The organism is Comamonas sp. UBA7528 (genome assembly GCF_002479375.1).
Lineage (GTDB): Bacteria > Pseudomonadota > Gammaproteobacteria > Burkholderiales > Burkholderiaceae_C > Comamonas.
The window spans coordinates 13,498-31,347 of sequence record NZ_DLMU01000002.1 but is presented as its reverse complement, the minus strand read 5'-3'; the positions used below and the strand labels follow the sequence as shown (position 1 = coordinate 31,347).

The window sequence follows — 17,850 nt, the reverse complement described above, 5'->3', positions numbered from 1 at the left end:
ACCTGCCATGGCACTGAATACGACATCGGCGACGCCTGAGCGCCACATCCTCTGCATGAAGTGGGGCACCAAGTACGGCCCGGAGTACGTCAACCGTCTCTACGCCATGGTGCGCCGCCATCTCAAGGGAGATTTTCGCTTTGTCTGCCTGACCGACAACAGCGAAGGGATTCGTTCCGAGGTGGAATGCCTGCCCATTCCCTCGCTGGACCTGCCCGCTGGCATTCCCGAGCGCGGCTGGACGAAGCTGACCACCTTCTCCGCCGATCTGCACGGGCTGAAAGGCACGGCCCTGTTCCTGGACGTGGATGTGGTCATCACCGGCCCGCTGGACGAGTTCTTCACCTACCCCGGTGAATTCCTCATCATCCACGACCACAAACGCCCCTGGCGCATCACAGGCAACTCGTCGGTGTACCGCTTCGAGCTGGGCGCCCACCCGGATGTGCTGGAATATTTCCGTGGCCACTTCGAGGAAATCCGCAAGCAGTTCCGCAACGAACAGGCCTATCTGTCGGACTTTCTGCACAAGCAAGGCAAGCTCCAGTACTGGCCCGCCGAATGGTGCCCCAGCTTCAAGTACCACGGCATTCCGAGCTGGCCCACCAACTACTGGAAAGAGCCCTTTGTGCCCGAAGGCGCGCGCATCGTCATCTTCCACGGAGAGTGCAACCCGCCCGACGCATTGGCTGGTCGGCGCAACCGGCGTTTTCGCTTCATCAAGCCCGCCCGCTGGGTGGCCGAACACTGGCGCGAATAAGCGCCACAGGAAAGCCCCCTGCCGCTGATGGGGGGCATGACCCCATAAAAAAAGCAGTCCGATGGACTGCTTTTTTTATGGCCTGCCGGTGACCGATTGCACGCTGCCCTGGTCACTGACCATCCGGCAGCACTGCCGCAGGCATGCGCCCCATCTGCGGGACATCAAGCCGGCAGCGTGGCCTCCTCCTCGCCCCGTCCCGCCAACGCGGCCACCTTCCACAAGGTGCACAGCGCGCACAGCCACTGCAGCACCTGCATGGCCACTGCAGCGTACTGCCAGACGGCGCCCTGTCTGGCTGCCACACGCGGCGCCATGCCGTATTGCGCCACCAGTGCCAGCAACAGCCCGCCCAGCACAAACACCATGACAGCTTGCGCCCAGGCCTCCTGCCGTTCGGCGTACTTCCGCTTGGAAACCACCAGCAGCAGCGCGCAGCATGCGATGGAAATCCAGGTCTGCGCGGCCAGCAGCGCAGCGCACGCCGCCGCCGCCTGGGTGGGCGATGACAGGTGTGCCTGCAGCACCGGAACGGCCACGCCGCCCATGGCCGTCAGGCTCCCCCACCACAGGGCAGCCAGCAGCAGCGGAAGGCGTGCTTGCAGCGGGGTCATGCCGGTGGGGTGAAACCGTGTTTAGAGGTACTTGACCGCGACCACTTCGTAGCGGCGCTCGCCACCCGGGGCTTGCACCACAGCGACATCGCCCTCTTCCTTGCCGATCAGGGCACGGGCAATGGGGCTGGACACGTTGATCAGGCCCAGCTTCAGGTCGGCCTCATCCTCGCCCACGATCTGGTAGGTCACCGCCACGCCGCTGTCTTCGTCTTCCAGATCCACCGTGGCGCCAAACACCACACGGCCTCCAGCGTCCAGGGCCGAAGGATCGATGATCTGGGCAGCCGACAGCTTGCCTTCGATTTCGCCAATGCGGCCTTCGACAAAGCCTTGGTGTTCCTTGGCGGATTCGTACTCGGCGTTTTCGCTCAGGTCGCCCTGTGCGCGCGCTTCGGCGATGGCCTGGATCACGGCAGGACGCTCCACCGTCTTCAGGCGCTGCAGTTCCACCTTGAGCTTTTCCGCTCCGCGCTTGGTGATGGGGATGGTGGCCATAGTCAAGTCTCCAAATTCAGCAAACGCCGCGCAGCACGCGGCACTCCTGGCAGGGCCTTGCCGGACCACGCCGGACAGGGGCCCGTGCCCCAAAAGCAAACCGCCGCACGTTGCCGCGCGGCGGTTCTTGTCAATTCATTACCGGCCATTATGCCGTGTTTGCCACGGCATCCCTCCGGTAAAACCCGGCAGTCCCGTCGGGCTGTCCGGGCCGTGCCCTGTCAATGCGTCAGCTGGGCGTGTAGCTCTTGTACCGAGTACACATCCAGATTGCCGCGCAGGGCCTTCATGCCATCCACCGCCGCTTCCGCACCAAAGATGGTGGTGAAGGTGGTCACCCGGGCCAGCAAGGCGCTGGTACGGATGGCGCGCGAGTCGGCGATGGCGTTGCGGCGCTCTTCCACCGTGTTGATGACCAGGGCGATCTCGTCGTTCTTGATCATGTCCACGATGTGGGGGCGGCCTTCGGTGACCTTGTTCACGGTCTGCACTTCCACACCGGCTTCGGCGATGGCAGCGGCCGTGCCGCGCGTGGCGCACAGCGTGAAGCCCATGGCCACCAGCTCCTTGGCAATCGCCACGGCGCGGGACTTGTCATTGTTCTTCACGGTCAGGAACACCTTGCCTTCGGTCGGCAGCTTGACGCCGGCGCCCAGTTGGCTCTTCACAAAGGCTTCGCCAAAGGTCTTGCCCACGCCCATGACTTCACCGGTGGACTTCATTTCAGGACCGAGGATGGTGTCCACACCGGGGAACTTCACGAACGGGAACACGGCTTCCTTGACGCTGAAGTACGGCGGCGTCACTTCCTTGGTGATGCCCTGCTCGGCCAGCGTATCGCCCACCATGCAGCGTGCAGCCACCTTGGCCAGCTGGATGCCCGTGGCCTTGGAGACGAACGGCACCGTGCGCGACGCGCGGGGGTTCACTTCCAGCACGTAGATCACGTCCTTGCCGTCCACTTCCTTGATGGCGAACTGCACGTTCATCAGACCGACCACGTTCAGGCCATGGGCCATCTCGGCCGTCTGGCGCTTGATCTCGGCCACGGTCTCGGCCTTCAGGTAGTAAGGGGGCAGCGAGCAGGCAGAGTCACCGGAGTGCACGCCAGCTTGCTCGATGTGCTCCATCACGCCACCGATGAACACCTTGCCTTCGCGGTCGCGCACGCAGTCCACATCGCACTCGATGGCGTTGGACAGGAAGTGGTCCAGCAGCACGGGAGAGTCGTTGGAGACCTTCACGGCTTCGCGCATGTAGCGCTCCAGATCGCGCTGCTCGTGCACGATTTCCATCGCACGGCCACCCAGCACATAGGAAGGACGCACCACCAGCGGATAACCCAGGCCGGCCGCCTTTTCCAGCGCTTCGGCTTCGGTACGGGCCGTGGCGTTGGGCGGCTGCAGCAGGTTCAGCTGTTGCAGCAGGCGCTGGAAGCGCTCGCGGTCTTCCGCCGCATCGATCATGTCGGGCGAGGTGCCGATGATGGGTACGCCTTCTTTTTCCAGCCCCAGGGCCAGCTTCAGCGGCGTCTGGCCGCCGTACTGCACGATCACGCCAGCGGGCTGCTCGACCGCCACGATCTCCAGTACGTCTTCCAGCGTCAGCGGTTCGAAGTACAGGCGATCGGAGGTGTCGTAGTCGGTCGACACGGTTTCGGGGTTGCAGTTGACCATGATGGTTTCATAACCATCTTCGCGCATGGCCATGGCGGCGTGCACGCAGCAGTAGTCAAACTCGATACCCTGGCCGATGCGGTTCGGGCCACCGCCCAGCACCATGATCTTCTTCTTGTCCGTGGGCGCGGCTTCGCACTCCTCGTCGTACGTGGAGTACATGTACGCCGTGTTGGAGGCAAATTCGGCCGCGCAGGTGTCCACGCGCTTGAACACGGGACGCACCTTCAGGGCCTTGCGTGCTTCACGCACGGCTTGGTCGGTGGTGTGCAGCAGCTTGGCCAGACGGCGGTCCGAGAAGCCCTTTTGCTTCAGGGTACGCAAGGTCTGTGCATCCAGCGATGCCAGCGCGCCGTCGCCCTTGGCTGCAGCCAACTGGTCCAGCTCGAGCTCGATCTTCACGATCTCTTCGATCTGCACCAGGAACCACTTGTCGATCTTGGTGATGCTGTGCACTTCGTCCAGCGTCCAGCCGGCCGCAAACGCGTCACCCACATACCAGATGCGGTCTGGACCGGGCTCGCCCAGTTCCTTTTCCAGGATTTCACGGTCCTGGGTCTTTTCGTTCATGCCGTCCACGCCCACTTCCAGACCGCGCAGGGCCTTCTGGAAGGATTCCTGGAAGGTACGGCCGATGGCCATCACCTCGCCCACGGACTTCATCTGCGTGGTCAGGCGGTTGTCGGCAGCGGGGAACTTCTCAAACGCAAAACGCGGGATCTTGGTGACCACGTAGTCAATCGAGGGCTCGAACGACGCCGGGGTCTTGCCGCCAGTGATTTCGTTCTTCAGCTCGTCCAGCGTGAAGCCCACGGCCAGCTTGGCCGCGATCTTGGCGATGGGGAAGCCGGTGGCCTTGGACGCCAGCGCCGAGGAACGCGACACGCGGGGATTCATCTCGATGACGATCATGCGACCGTCCTTGGGGTTCACCGAGAACTGCACGTTGGAGCCGCCGGTGTCCACACCGATTTCACGCAGAACCGCCAGCGATGCATTGCGCATGATCTGGTATTCCTTGTCGGTCAGAGTCTGTGCCGGCGCCACGGTGATGGAGTCACCGGTGTGCACCCCCATGGGGTCCAGGTTTTCGATGGAGCAGACGATGATGCAGTTGTCCGCGGTGTCACGCACCACTTCCATCTCGTACTCTTTCCAGCCAAGCAGCGACTCTTCGATCAGCAGCTCATTGGTGGGGGAGGCTTCCAGACCGCGCTTGCAGATGGTTTCGAACTCTTCCGAGTTGTAGGCGATACCGCCGCCCGTGCCGCCCAGCGTGAAGCTGGGGCGGATCACGGTGGGGAAGCCCACCTTCTTTTGCACATCCCAGGCTTCGTCCATGGTGTGGGCGATACCGGAGCGCGCGGAGCCCAGACCGATCTTGGTCATGGCGTCCTTGAACTTCAGGCGGTCTTCGGCCTTGTCGATGGCTTCCGGCTTGGCACCGATCAGCTCCACCTGGTACTTGTCCAGCACGCCGTGCTTCCACAAGTCCAGCGCACAGTTCAGAGCGGTCTGGCCACCCATGGTGGGCAAAATGGCATCAGGACGTTCCTTGGCGATGATCTTCTCGACCGTCTGCCAGGTGATGGGCTCGATGTAGGTGACGTCGGCGGTGGCCGGGTCGGTCATGATCGTGGCAGGGTTGCTGTTGATCAGAATGACTTTGTAACCCTCTTCGCGCAGGGCCTTGCAGGCCTGCACGCCGGAGTAGTCAAACTCGCAGGCCTGACCGATCACGATGGGACCGGCGCCAATGATCAGAATGCTTTGAAGGTCGTTGCGCTTAGGCATTGTTGTGTTTCTCCATCAGCGCTGTGAAGCGGTCGAACAGGTAGCCAATATCGTGCGGGCCGGGCGATGCCTCGGGGTGGCCCTGGAAGCAGAAGGCGGGCACATCGGTGCGCTCCAGACCTTGCAGCGTGCCGTCAAACAGGCTGATGTGCGTGGCGCGCACGTTGGCGGGCAGCGACTCCAGCTCCACCGCAAAACCGTGATTCTGGCTGGTGATGCTCACCCGGCCGGAATCCAGGTCCTTCACGGGATGGTTGGCGCCGTGGTGGCTGTTTTGCATCTTGAAGGTCTTGGCACCGGAGGCCAGGGCCATGATCTGGTGCCCCAGGCAGATACCGAACAGCGGCTTGCCGGAGGCCATGATCTCTTGCGCCGCAGCAATCGCATAGTCGCAGGGGGCCGGGTCGCCAGGGCCGTTGGACAGGAAAACGCCATCGGGATTCAGCGCCAGCACATCCTTGGCGGGCGTCTGGGCAGGCACCACGGTCACATCGCAGCCACGCTCGGCCAGCATGCGCAGAATGTTCTTCTTCACGCCGAAGTCATAGGCCACGACCTTGAACTTGGGCGATTCGAGCTGGCCGTAGCCTTCACCCAGCGTCCACTCGGCCTCGGTCCAGGGATACGGCTTGGCCGTGGTCACCACCTTGGCCAGATCCAGACCCTTCATATCGGGCGCAGCCTGGGCAGCAGCAATGGCTTCGTCAATCTTGGCCTGGGTCACTTCCTCACCAGCCGCCAGGCCGACAATCGCGCCATTTTGCGCACCCTTGTCACGCAGCAGACGCGTGAGCTTGCGGGTATCGATATTGGCGATGGCGACCGTCTTGCCATCCACCAGGTACTCGGACAGTGTCTGGGTGCTGCGGAAGTTGCTGGCCAGCAATGGCAGGTTCTTGATGATCAGACCTGCGGCATGGATCTTGTCGGCTTCGACGTCTTCAGGATTGACACCATAGTTGCCGATGTGCGGATACGTGAGCGTCACGATCTGCTGGCAATAGCTGGGGTCGGTGAGGATTTCCTGGTAGCCGGTCAGCGAAGTGTTGAAAACGACTTCACCCACCGTGGTGCCTTGCGCACCAATCGAGTTGCCAATAAAGACCGTGCCGTCTGCGAGCGCCAGGATGGCGGGTGGGAAGGCTCCCTTGAGAGACAAAAGCACTGGGTTCTCCGGTTTTTTATTACGGTTACGCCCAACGCAGCCCCCGCGCGTGCGTGGGGACAGTGTTTGTGTCAGCAGGGTATGGCGAGGGAGCGTCGCTAGGCGTATGAAGGAATGCTTGAAAGCCGCCCATTATAGGCTCTCTCCGCTTCAGCCCTTTGACTTGCTGCGGGATTACCCGAGCGCACGCAACATGCTTACGCTGCTGGCATGCAGGCAGATCGCCGCTGCAGCAGCCACATTCAGCGACTCCTCCCCTCCGGGCTGGGCAATGCTGATGCGGTGCTCAGCCATCTCCATCAGGGCATCGCCCACACCCTGCCCTTCGTGCCCCATGGCCCAGGCGCAGGGCCAGGGCAAGGCCGCCTCGTGGATCAAGGTCCCCTGGTGCGAGCTGGTCACCACCAGCGGCAGCTGCAAGGCCTGCACCTCCGCGATGGAAGCGGCCTCCACCAGATGCAGGCCGAAATGCGCCCCCATGCCGGCACGCAGCACCTTCTGGCTCCACAGCGCTGCCGTCCCCTTCAGCGCCACAATCTGGCCAAAACCGAAGGCGGACGCACTGCGCAAAATGGAGCCCACATTGCCCGCGTCCTGCACCCGGTCCAGCACCACGGCGGCCACACCTGGCTGGACCTGTGCACCCGCATCCCATTCCATCACATAGCCCATGCGCGCAGGCGACTCCAGGCTGCTGATCTCCGCAAACAGGCTGTCCGCCAGCACCACCGCCTTGCCGGCGGACTGCACCCACTCCGCCGGTACCTGCGGCCAGACCGACTCGGCAAACACCGCCACCTTGGGACGCAAGCCCCGGGCCAGTGCCGCACGGCACAGGTGGTCGCCCTCCAGCCAGACCTGGCCTTGCTTGCGGTAGGCGGTACTTTCCTGGGAGAGACGGCGCAGTTCTTTGACGAAGGCGTTGTCACGCGACTGAATCATGGTGTGCTGCATCATGCGCCAACCCCCACTGAGAGCGCCGCAGCCTGCAAGACCTTGGTCACCGGAGAAAATGAAGTGCGGTGCTCCGGGCACGCGCCAAACTCACGCAAAGCCAGCAGATGCGCCGCTGTCCCGTACCCCTTGTGCGTGGCAAAACCGTAGTGCGGAAAGCGGGCGTGCAATCCATCACACCAGCGATCGCGGTGCACCTTGGCCAGAATGGACGCAGCCGAGATGGCCGGCACCAGTGCATCGCCTTTGACAATGGCTTCGCCCTGCATCTCCAGCACCGGCAGACGGTTGCCATCCACCAGCGCACGCACAGGCTTCAGACGCAGGCCGAGGACGGCGCGCTGCATGGCCAGCATCGTGGCCTGCAAGATGTTGAGGCGATCGATCTCTTCCACCGACGCTTCGGCAATACAGAAGCACAGCGCCTTGGCACGAATTTCATCGAACAAGGCCTCACGCCGTGCAGCAGTGAGCTTTTTGGAGTCCGCCAGGCCGGCAATCGGATGCAGATCATCCAGAATCACCGCCGCCGCCACCACCGGGCCCGCCAAGGGGCCGCGTCCAGCTTCATCCACACCGGCCACCAGGCCAGGCGCGTGCCACTGCAGGCAAGCCTGCTCAGCGGCACATGAGTTTTTGGATCGCATCGGCAGCCAGCGCAGAAGTGTCGCGGAACAGGGTGTGGTGCAGCGCGCTGAAACGCGCTTGCAGCCCAGCAATCTTGGAAGGCTGCTGGTCATAGGACTGCAGCCAGTCCAGGCTTGCAGCCGCCAGCGCCTCGGGCGTGGCAGCGTCTTGCAGTAATTCGGGAACCACGAAATCAGAACACAAAATATTGGGCAGCCCCACCCAGGGCTGCAATTGCTTGCGCCGCATCAGCCGCCAGCTGATGGGGTGCATGCGGTAAGAAATCACCATCGGTCGCTTGAACAGCGCCGCCTCCAGCGTGGCCGTGCCGCTGGCGATCAAGGTGCAATCGCAGGCGGCCAGCACATCGTGTGACTGCCCTTGCACCAGTTGCACCCACTCCTGCACACCGGCTTCACGCACGGCTTGCTGCATGCGCTGCCAATGCTGGGGTACGACCGGCACCACCACCTGGACCTCCGGCATCTGCGCCCGCACCAACGCCGCCGCCGCAAAAAACGGTTTGGCGATGTACTGCACTTCCGCAGAACGGCTGCCCGGCAGCAAAGCCAGCACCTTGCGGTCCAAGGCCAGGCCCAGTCTGGCACGCGCCGCCGCCTTGTCAGGCTCCATCGGGATCACGGCCGCCAGCGGGTGGCCGACATAGGTAGCCTCAATGCCATGCTGCTGCAGCAAGGCTGGCTCGAACGGAAACAGGCACAGCACATGGTCTGCTGCAGCACGGATCTTGTCGATCCGGTTGGCACGCCAGGCCCAGATGGAAGGGCACACAAAGTGCACCGTCTTGATGCCCGCAGTGCGCAGATCCCGCTCCAGCCCCAGGTTGAAGTCCGGCGCATCCACTCCCACGAACACTGCAGGCTTTTCCACCAGCAGGCGTTGGCGCAACTGCTTGCGGATGGAGAGGATTTCGCGCAAGCGGCGCACCAGCTCCCAGCTGTAGCCATGCACGGCCAGTTTTTCGCTGGGCCACCAGGCATCGAAGCCACGCGCCGCCATCTGCGGACCACCAATGCCCGCTGCCTGCACCTGGGGCATGCGGGCGTGCACACCGTCCAGCAGCAAGCCGGCCAGCAGGTCACCGGATGTCTCGCCGGCCACCATGGCCAGTCGGGCATTGCTATCGCTAGTCACAGGCTATCAGCGGGCAATGCCGCGTTGGGAAGCCGCCAGAAAGTCCAGCATGGCCTGCACATCGGCTGCTGCCTCCGGCAACTCGACGGCCAGCGCCGCAATGGCTGCACGCGCAGCCTCCAGGGTCAGCCCCTGGCGGTACAACAGACGGTGCATTTGCTTGACCGCACGCAGGCGCTGCTCGCCAAAGCCCCGGCGGCGCAGACCTTCGATATTGAAACCGCGTACGGCCAGTGGATTGCCATCCACCATCATGAAGGGCGGCACATCCTGCGAGATATGGCTGGCAAAGCCGGCCATGGCATGGGCACCGATCCGGGTGAACTGGTGCACTCCGGTCAAGCCACCCAGGATCACCCAATCCCCCACATGCACATGGCCCGCCAGGGTCGCGTTGTTGGCCAAAATGGTGTTGTGGCCAACAACGCAGTCGTGTGCTATGTGCACATAGGCCATGATCCAGTTGTCATTGCCGATGCGCGTCACACCGCCATCCTGCACCGTTCCGGTATTAAAGGTGCAGAACTCACGGATGGTGTTGCGGTCGCCGATGATCAGTTGCGTGGGTTCGCCCGCATACTTTTTGTCTTGCGGCTGCGCCCCCAGCGAGGCGAACTGAAAGATCTGGTTATGGCACCCAATTTCCGTGTCGCCTTCCAGCACGCAATGCGGCCCCACCGTGGTGTGCGCACCAATGCGCAGCTTGGGCCCCACCACGGCGTACGGCCCCACCCGCACAGTGCTATCGAGCTGCGCCTGGGGATGGACGATGGCACTGGGATGAATCAGGCAGTCTTGTTCCACAGGACCTCACTCAACCCACGTGGCGCATGGTGCACATCAACTGGGCTTCTGCAGCCACTTCGCCGTCCACGCTGGCGACGGCATTGAACTTCCAGATACCACCACGCACACGGTCGATCGTGATTTCCAGGGCCAGCTGGTCACCCGGCACCACGGGGCGCTTGAAACGGGCGGAGTCGATACCTACGAAATAGTAGATATTGTTTTCATCCGGCACCTGCCCCATGGCGTCGAACGCCAGCAGGCCAGCAGCCTGGGCCAGCGCTTCCAGGATCAACACACCCGGCATCACCGGGCGGCCAGGGAAGTGCCCGGTAAAGAAGGGCTCGTTGAACGTTACGTTCTTGATCGCCTTGATGCGCGTATTGCGCTCAAGCTCCAGCACGCGGTCCACCAGCAAAAAAGGATAGCGGTGGGGCAGTTGCTTGAGAATTTCTTGAATATCCATCATCAATTTCCGTTTGTGCTGCGCGGGACGTCCAAGGCTTTTTCCAGCGCCTTGATCCGCTCGCGCAGTGCATGCAATTGTTTGAGTGTTGCAGCGTTTTTTTCCCACTGGGCATTCGTGGCCAGCGGAAAAATGCCAGTGTACAGGCCCGGCTGCGTGACCGAGCGCATGACGACCGAAGTCGGAGAAATCGCCACACCGTCGGCAATTTTCAAATGCCCCAGGATATTGGACGCACCACCGATGCTGCAATGTGCGCCGATATGCGCACTCCCGGCCACACCGGCATTGCCGGCAATGGCCGTGTGCTCACCCACATGGACGTTGTGACCGATCTGCACCAGGTTGTCGAGCTTCACCCCATCCGAGATCACGGTGTCATCCAGTGCACCGCGGTCGATACAGGTGTTGGCCCCGATCTCCACATCGTTGCCGATGCGCACGCGCCCCAGTTGCTCGATCTTGACCCAGACGCCCCGCTCCTGTGCAAAGCCAAAGCCATCCGCACCGATCACCACACCGGGGTGCAACAGGCAGCGCTCACCCACCTGGCAGTATTCGCTGATGGTGACACGCGACTTCAGCACCGTGCCCGCCCCCACGACAGCACCGCGTTCGACCACACACAGCGGACCGATCGTGGCCGAGGGATGCACCACCGCCTCCGGGTGAACGACAGCGCTGGCATGCACGCCCGCAGCGGCTGCATCCGCGTGCGCACGCTTCCACAGCTGCGTCAGTCGTGCGAAGTACAGATACGGATTGTCTGCAACGATGCAGGCGCCACGGGCTTGTGCAGCCGCCTGCTGGGCAGGCGCCACAACGACACAGGCCGCCTGAGAGGCGGCCAGTTGTGGCAAATACTTGGGATTGCTGAGAAAGCTGATGGAATCGGCATCCGCAGACTCCAGTGGAGCGATACGCCGGATCAAGCGATCCGGCTGCCCCTCCACCAGTGTCCCCCCCAAGCTTTCGACTATTTGTCCTAAGGTCAAACTCACGTCGAACAGCCTGACTTACATCACTTGCCGCCGTTCAAGGCCTTGATGACCTTGTCCGTGATGTCGAGCTTGGGGTTCACATACACGGCTTCTTGCAGGATCACATCGTACTTCTCTGCTTCCGCCACTTGCATCACGACCTTGTTGGCGCGATCCAGCACCTGCGACAGCTCTTCGTTCTTGCGGGCATTCAGGTCTTCCTGGAATTCACGGCGCTTGCGCTGGAATTCGCGGTCCTGCTCGATCAGCTGACGCTGCTTGGCCGAACGCTGGCTTTCTGCCATGGTGGGCGCTTCGCGCTCGAACTTCTCGGAATCCGCCTTCAGACGGTTGCCGATATCCACCAATTCACGCTCGCGCTTGGAGAACTCCTGCTCCAGCTTCGCTTGCGCAGCCTTGGCCGAATTGGCCTCGCGGAAAATGCGGTCGGTATTGACAAAGCCGGCCTTGAAATCCTGAGCCTGTGCCGACACAGCGGCTGCGCCGCACAGCAAAGCCACTGCGATGGGTTGATAGATTTTCATGTTTAAAACGATGTTCCGATTTGGAATTGAATTTTTTGCAGACGATCTTCCGGCTTTTTACGGATCGGATTGGCCCATGCCAAACGCAGCGGCCCCAGGGGAGAAATCCAGCTCAGACCAATACCCGCCGACGCACGCAAATCACTCGCCGTGAATTTCTCATTCTCGCCGAAGACATTACCCACGTCCACGAAAGTGAACCAGCGCAGCGTCTTGTCGTTGCCCGCACCGGGGAAAGGCGCGATGAATTCGGCATTCAAGGTGAGCTTCTTGGCACCACCCAGATACGTACCATCATAGCCATTGATGGATTGGCCACGCGGACCCAGGCTGCCCTGGTCGAAACCACGCACCGACCCCAGACCACCGGAGTAGAAATTCTTGAACAGCGGGAAAGGACGGCCATTCAAGCCCTTGCCCCAGCCCAGCTCACCGTTGAAGGCAAAGGTGAAGCTCTTGGACAGCGGCACATACTGCTGGATCTGGTAGTTACCCCGAATGTAGCGTGCATCTCCGGCTGCAGACCAGTCAGCATTGAAACGTTGGTAACGACCTGAATTGGGCGCCAGCGCGCTGTCGCGGCTGTCGCGCGACCAGCCCACCGTCAAAGGAATGGCATTGCTGGTAGAGCCAAACTGGTTGATGTAGCTCTGGTACTCCACCGGCATGTACAGACCATCCTTGATGGTGGTCTGTTCAAAGCCGACACCGAAAAACACGGTATCGATCTCGCTGAAAGGCACGCCAAACTTGATCGATGCGCCCTTGCTGACGATCTTGTACATATCGTCCGTATCCACGCTCACGCCATCGTAGTAGTACGAGTAGGGGCGGCTGGTACGGTAGTACAGATCCACGGTACGCGAGATGCCGTCTTGCGTGAAGTAGGGATCGGTCGTGCTCACCACCAGGTTGCGGTTGTACTTGCTGGTGTTGACATCCAGACCCAGGTAGTTGCCGGAGCCAAACACGTTCTCCTGCTTGATACCGAAGCTCAGCGTCACCTTTTCTGCGCTGGAGAAACCTGCACCCAGCTGGATGGAGCCGGTGGGCTTTTCCTTCACGTTGACCACCAGGTCCACCTGGTCGGGCGAGCCTGGGACTTCCTGGGTTTCCACATCGACTTCGGTGAAATAGCCCAAACGGTCCACGCGGTCACGCGACAGCTTGATCTTGTCACCGTCGTACCAGGACGATTCGTACTGGCGGAATTCGCGGCGCAGCACCTCATCGCGCGTGCGCTCGTTGCCGCTGACATTGATGCGGCGCACATAGGCACGGCGCGAAGGATCAGCACGCAGCACAAAGTGCACGCGGTTGTTTTCACGGTCCACTTCCGGCACCGCTTCCACCCGTGCAAAGGCATAGCCAAAGTTGCCGAAGTGGTCCGAGAAGGCCTTGGTGGTTTCGGTCACCAGGTCTGCGTTGTACGGCTCACCGGGGCGCACCTTCACCAGCGATTTGAACTCATCGTCACGGTTGAGGTAATTACCTTCCAGCGACACGCCCGAGACCACGAAGCGCTCGCCTTCGTGCACATTGATGGTCAGGGTGATCTTTTCCTTGTCCGGAGAGATCGCCACCTGGGTCGAATCGATGCGGAAATCCAGGTAGCCGCGCTGCAGATAGTACGAGCGCAGGGTTTCCAGGTCGGCATTCAGCTTGCTGCGCGCATAGCGGTCCGACTTGGTATACCAGCTCATCCAGCCACCGGTATCCAGATCCAGCTGCTTCTTCAGCGTGGATTCGCTGAAAGCCTTGTTGCCCACCACGTGGATTTCGCTGATCTTGGCCGGCTCGCCCTCGGTGACCGAGAACGTCAGATTCACGCGGTTGCGCTCGATCGGCGTGACCGTGGTCACCACGTCCGCACCATACAGGCTGCGGTTGATGTACTGGCGCTTGAGTTCCTGCTCCGCGCGATCGGCCAGCGCCTTGTCGAAAGGACGCCCTTCGGCCAGGCCCACATCGCGCATGGCCTTCACCAAAGTGTCCTTGTCGAACTCCTTGGTACCGACAAAGTTCACATCGGCAATCGATGGACGCTCTTCCACAACCACCACCAGCACGTCGCCATCGGCTTCCAGGCGCACATCCTTGAACAGACCCAGGGCAAACAGCGAGCGGATCGCAGCTGCACCTTTTTCGTCATCGTACTGTTCGCCGACGCGCAGCGGCATGGAGGCGAAGATGGTGCCTGCCTCCACACGCTGCAGGCCCTCCACACGAATATCCTGAACCTTGAAAGGCGCAAGCGCCCAAGCAGCCTGTGCCAGGCAAAGCAATGCAGCAGCAGCCGTGGCCGTGCGTGCGCCGAAGCGTTTGAAGTGTTGATTCATGAATGAAAGCGAACGCCGCCAGAATTCTGGAAGGCCGTAAATTTAGCCCAATATGCGGCTGATGTCGTTAAAAAAAGCGATGCACATCATGACGAGAAGCACACTGACGCCGGCCCTTTGCAGCCGTTCCATCCACAATTCGGAGATGGCGCGTCCTGTGACACCTTCCCAAAGATAATACATCAGGTGCCCACCATCCAGAACAGGCAGTGGCAACAGGTTGAGCACACCCAGACTCACGCTGATCAGCGCCAGGAAAGCCAGATACTGTACCCACCCCATGCTGGCCGACTTTCCGGCGTAATCCGCAATGGTCAAAGGCCCGCTCAGATTCTTGAGTGACGCCTCACCGATCAGCATCCGTCCCATCATCTTCAGGCTGAGCACCGACACGTCCCAGGTCTTGGTCACACCGGCCCACAGACCCTCCACAGCCCCCAGGCGCACGATGACCATCTCCGGCGCACCGCCGATGTAAGCCCCCACACGCCCGATGCGCACATCCTGTTCCTGCGCGGCTTCGGGCTTCACCGACAACTGCATTGGCTGCCCGCTGCGCACCACCGTCCAGTCACTGGCCTGTTCGGGATGCTGGCGTATCAGCTGGCGCAGCTGAAAGCCATCCATCACCGGCACGCCGAAAGCCTGCGTCACCACATCGCCAGGCTGCAAGCCTGCAGCTGCGGCGGCTCCAGCGTCCATCACACGCTCCACCTGCGCCGGGGTCCAGGGCACCTGCACACCGATCGCAGCGCCCAAACTGGCATCCAGCGCGGTGCCTGGCAGTGTGGACAAGGGCAATTCCGTCGTTTGTACCCCCTCGCCGAGGGCACGCTGCCAGGTGATGCGCGCATCCTGCTTTTCCAGCGCAGCCTGCGTCAGCGCCCAGCGCAGGTGCTCGAAGGAACGCACATCCTGCGCCGCCTCCTGCCCCACCTGCACAGCGGTCACTCGCTCACCACCGCGCAACCCCGCCTGCGCCACCACCGAACCGGTCGCCGGAGCAGCCAGCACGGCGCGCGGCTCTTCCAGCCCAACCCAGTTCACCAAGGCATACAACAGCACAGCCAACAGCAGATTGGCGGCAGGACCAGCGGCCACGATGGCCACCCGCGAGCGCAAGGGCTGGCGGTTGAAGGCCAGATGCCGCTCGTCGGAATCCACCGGCGCTTCGCGCTCATCCAGCATGCGCACATAGCCCCCCAGGGGCAGTGCACCCAGCACGAATTCCGTCGACGATTTCTTGCTTTGCCAGCGCAGCAAGGGTTTGCCAAAGCCCACGGAAAAACGCAGCACCTTGACCCCGCAGGCCACAGCCATGCGGTAGTGGCCGTACTCATGCACGGCAATCAGGATGCCCAGAGCCACAACAAAAGCAAGTACGGTCAGCATGAGGGCGTCTCTTTCGCGGTGGTTTTCAGGAAGTGCTCACTGAGCGTGCGGGCGGCAGCAGCAATCAAGCGGCCCAGCGCTGAACGGTATGGGCGGCCCGTGCGCGGGCTTCCTGGTCCAGCGCCATCAGATCGCCCAGCGATCCCGGGCAACGCGGCGGCACCACGGCCTCCAGCGCCTCCAGGTTCACCGCATGGATGCGGTCAAAACGCAGTTTGCCGCCCAGGAATGCGGCCACCGCCACCTCGTTGGCCGCATTCAGCACCGTGGTCGTGCCTTCCGGCGCCTTCAGCGCGTGCCAGGACAGGTGCAGGCCCGGGAAGCGCTGTGCATCGGCTTCTTCAAAGGTGAGTGCGGTCAGCTTCGCAAAGTCCAGCGGTTGTACACCGCTGTCGATGCGCTCGGGCCAGGCCAGACCGCAGGCGATGGGCACGCGCATGTCGGGCGTTCCCAGCTGGGCCAGGATGGACGCATCCTTGAACTGCACCATGGAGTGCACGATCTGCTGCGGGTGCACCACCACCTTGATGCGGTCCGGCTCCATGCCGAACAGCCAGCGCGCCTCGATCACTTCCAGCGCCTTGTTCATCATCGTGGCGGAGTCCACCGAAATCTTGCGCCCCATGGCGAAGTTCGGGTGGGCACACGCCTGGTCCGGCGTGATCTGCGCCAGTGTGGCCGGGTCGCGCTGGCGGAAAGGTCCGCCCGATGCGGTCAGCAGCAGGCTGTCCACACGGCTCGCCCAGGTGCTGCGATCTTCCGGCAGACACTGGAAGATGGCGGAGTGCTCACTGTCAATCGGCAGCAGGGTACAGCCGTGCTGCTGCACCGTGTCCATGAACAGCGCGCCCCCGACCACCAGGGCCTCCTTGTTGGCCAGCAGCAGGCGCTTGCCCGCCTTGGCAGCCGCCAGGCAAGGCGCCAGACCCGCGGCCCCCACAATGGCACCCATCACCGCATCGACAGGTGCGTCGGATGCGATGCGCTCCAGGGCATCCACCGCATGCAAAACCTGCGTCGCAAGCCCGTTGGCCTTCAGCTTCTCTTCCAGTTGGCGTGCATGCGGTGCGCTGGCCATCACGGCAAACCGGGGCGCGAATTCCGCGCATTGCGCCAGCATCAGGTCCACCTGGGTGGCGGCGCTCAGCGCATAAATCTCGTATTCGGCGCGGTGCCTGCGCACCACGTCCAGGGTATTGGTGCCAATCGAGCCCGTGGAGCCCAGCACCGTCAAACGTTGTTTCATCAATGCACCAAAGTTGTCAGCATCATGGCAAGCGGCAGCGTGGGCAGCAGCGCGTCGATGCGGTCCAGCACGCCACCATGGCCAGGCAGCAGGTTGCTGCTGTCCTTGACACCTGCACTGCGCTTGATCAGAGACTCAATCAGATCCCCGACCACGCTCATGGCCGCCATGAACAAGGCTGCCACCAGCAGCAGCGGCCAGCCGGCCTGCACCAGATGGCTGTAAAAACTCGGCACGGTCGCGCCGTAGTGGCGGTCCAGCAAGGCCCAGCCCACCGCCAGCACCAGCACACCGGCAGCACCACCCCACACCCCTTCCCAGCTCTTGCCGGGACTGATTGCTGGCGCCAGCTTGTTTTTGGTGAACTTCAGACCGAACGTGCGACCGGCGAAATAGGCAAAGATATCGGCCACCCAGACCAGGACCATGATGGACAGCAGAAAATTCACGCCCATCGCCCGGGCCTGGGCCACGGCCAGCCAGGTCGCCCACAACGCCAGCACGCCGCCCACCAGCCGGATGCTGCGGGGGATGGTAGACCAGCCCGGTACCCCTGCCCGTATCAGTGCCACACTGCCCAGCACCCAGGCGGCGCCCGCCACGATCCACAGCACCTGCAGATTGCGCGCCAGCCAGCCTTGTTGCCATGCCAGACCACAGAGCGCAAGGCAAACGACTGCCGTCAGCACGCTGCCCGCCCGCCCCAGGCCATTCAGGCGCCCCCACTCCCAGGCAGCAGCCGCCACCATGACCAGCACCAGCAAGGTGAAGGGCAGGGGCGTGCTGGCGAACAGCGCGGGCAGCAAGATGGCCAGAAGGACCATGGCGGTAATCACACGCTGCTTGAGCATGT

The 17,850-nt window shown here is 62.4% G+C and carries 16 protein-coding genes; 1 reads left to right on the top strand and 15 read right to left on the bottom strand.

What is annotated here, in order from left to right; genetic code table 11:
* Positions 1-7: 7 nt before the first annotated feature.
* Entirely contained in the window at positions 8-760 is a 753-nt protein-coding gene (locus tag B3349_RS02010) for a glycosyltransferase (protein ID WP_291585993.1), read from the top strand.
* A gap of 164 nt (positions 761-924) precedes the next feature.
* Here B3349_RS02010 and B3349_RS02005 read toward each other — a convergent pair whose 3' ends face one another.
* From B3349_RS02005 to B3349_RS01935, 15 genes are all read right to left on the bottom strand, one after another.
* Positions 925-1,374, bottom strand: coding sequence for a DUF4149 domain-containing protein (locus B3349_RS02005; protein ID WP_414646837.1), 450 nt, complete (start codon positions 1,372-1,374; stop codon positions 925-927).
* A 21-nt stretch (positions 1,375-1,395) separates the two neighbouring features.
* Complete coding sequence (gene greA / locus B3349_RS02000; protein WP_066535897.1) at positions 1,396-1,872, bottom strand: transcription elongation factor GreA; 477 nt, start codon at positions 1,870-1,872, stop codon at positions 1,396-1,398.
* Positions 1,873-2,093: 221 nt separating this feature from the next.
* On the bottom strand, positions 2,094-5,342 hold the full coding sequence (gene carB / locus B3349_RS01995; protein ID WP_291585991.1) for a carbamoyl-phosphate synthase large subunit: 3,249 nt from the start codon (positions 5,340-5,342) through the stop codon (positions 2,094-2,096).
* Positions 5,335-6,507, bottom strand: a complete 1,173-nt coding sequence (gene carA / locus B3349_RS01990; RefSeq protein ID WP_291585989.1) for a glutamine-hydrolyzing carbamoyl-phosphate synthase small subunit — start codon at positions 6,505-6,507, stop codon at positions 5,335-5,337. Before carA ends, carB begins: the two co-directional genes overlap by 8 nt.
* Before the next feature lie 174 nt (positions 6,508-6,681).
* On the bottom strand, positions 6,682-7,464 hold the full coding sequence (locus B3349_RS01985; protein WP_414646836.1) for a TrmH family RNA methyltransferase: 783 nt from the start codon (positions 7,462-7,464) through the stop codon (positions 6,682-6,684).
* Entirely contained in the window at positions 7,461-8,108 is a 648-nt protein-coding gene (rnhB, locus tag B3349_RS01980; protein ID WP_291586302.1) for a ribonuclease HII, read from the bottom strand. Before rnhB ends, B3349_RS01985 begins: the two co-directional genes overlap by 4 nt.
* On the bottom strand, positions 8,080-9,213 hold the full coding sequence (lpxB, locus tag B3349_RS01975; RefSeq protein ID WP_291586301.1) for a lipid-A-disaccharide synthase: 1,134 nt from the start codon (positions 9,211-9,213) through the stop codon (positions 8,080-8,082). The genes rnhB and lpxB overlap by 29 nt, the downstream gene beginning before the upstream one ends.
* 36 nt (positions 9,214-9,249) lie before the next feature.
* Complete coding sequence (gene lpxA / locus B3349_RS01970; RefSeq protein ID WP_291585985.1) at positions 9,250-10,047, bottom strand: acyl-ACP--UDP-N-acetylglucosamine O-acyltransferase; 798 nt, start codon at positions 10,045-10,047, stop codon at positions 9,250-9,252.
* A 10-nt stretch (positions 10,048-10,057) separates the two neighbouring features.
* Positions 10,058-10,498, bottom strand: coding sequence for a 3-hydroxyacyl-ACP dehydratase FabZ (gene fabZ, locus B3349_RS01965; protein WP_003053425.1), 441 nt, complete (start codon positions 10,496-10,498; stop codon positions 10,058-10,060).
* Positions 10,498-11,496 carry a UDP-3-O-(3-hydroxymyristoyl)glucosamine N-acyltransferase gene (gene lpxD / locus B3349_RS01960; protein WP_291585964.1) on the bottom strand — a complete coding sequence of 333 codons (999 nt, stop codon included), beginning with the start codon at positions 11,494-11,496 and terminating at the stop codon, positions 10,498-10,500. Before lpxD ends, fabZ begins: the two co-directional genes overlap by 1 nt.
* A gap of 20 nt (positions 11,497-11,516) precedes the next feature.
* Positions 11,517-12,020 carry an OmpH/Skp family outer membrane protein gene (locus B3349_RS01955; protein ID WP_066536253.1) on the bottom strand — a complete coding sequence of 168 codons (504 nt, stop codon included), beginning with the start codon at positions 12,018-12,020 and terminating at the stop codon, positions 11,517-11,519.
* A 2-nt stretch (positions 12,021-12,022) separates the two neighbouring features.
* Positions 12,023-14,359: an outer membrane protein assembly factor BamA gene (gene bamA, locus B3349_RS01950; RefSeq protein ID WP_291585960.1), complete on the bottom strand. Its 2,337-nt coding sequence runs from the start codon at positions 14,357-14,359 to the stop codon at positions 12,023-12,025.
* A gap of 42 nt (positions 14,360-14,401) precedes the next feature.
* Positions 14,402-15,751, bottom strand: coding sequence for an RIP metalloprotease RseP (gene rseP, locus B3349_RS01945; protein ID WP_291585958.1), 1,350 nt, complete (start codon positions 15,749-15,751; stop codon positions 14,402-14,404).
* A gap of 64 nt (positions 15,752-15,815) precedes the next feature.
* The gene (ispC, locus tag B3349_RS01940) at positions 15,816-16,997 is read right to left on the bottom strand and encodes a 1-deoxy-D-xylulose-5-phosphate reductoisomerase (RefSeq protein ID WP_291585955.1); all 1,182 of its coding nucleotides are present in this window, start codon (positions 16,995-16,997) and stop codon (positions 15,816-15,818) included.
* Positions 16,997-17,848, bottom strand: a complete 852-nt coding sequence (locus tag B3349_RS01935) for a phosphatidate cytidylyltransferase (RefSeq protein WP_291585951.1) — start codon at positions 17,846-17,848, stop codon at positions 16,997-16,999. The genes ispC and B3349_RS01935 overlap by 1 nt, the downstream gene beginning before the upstream one ends.
* Between the last annotated feature and the right edge of the window lie 2 nt (positions 17,849-17,850).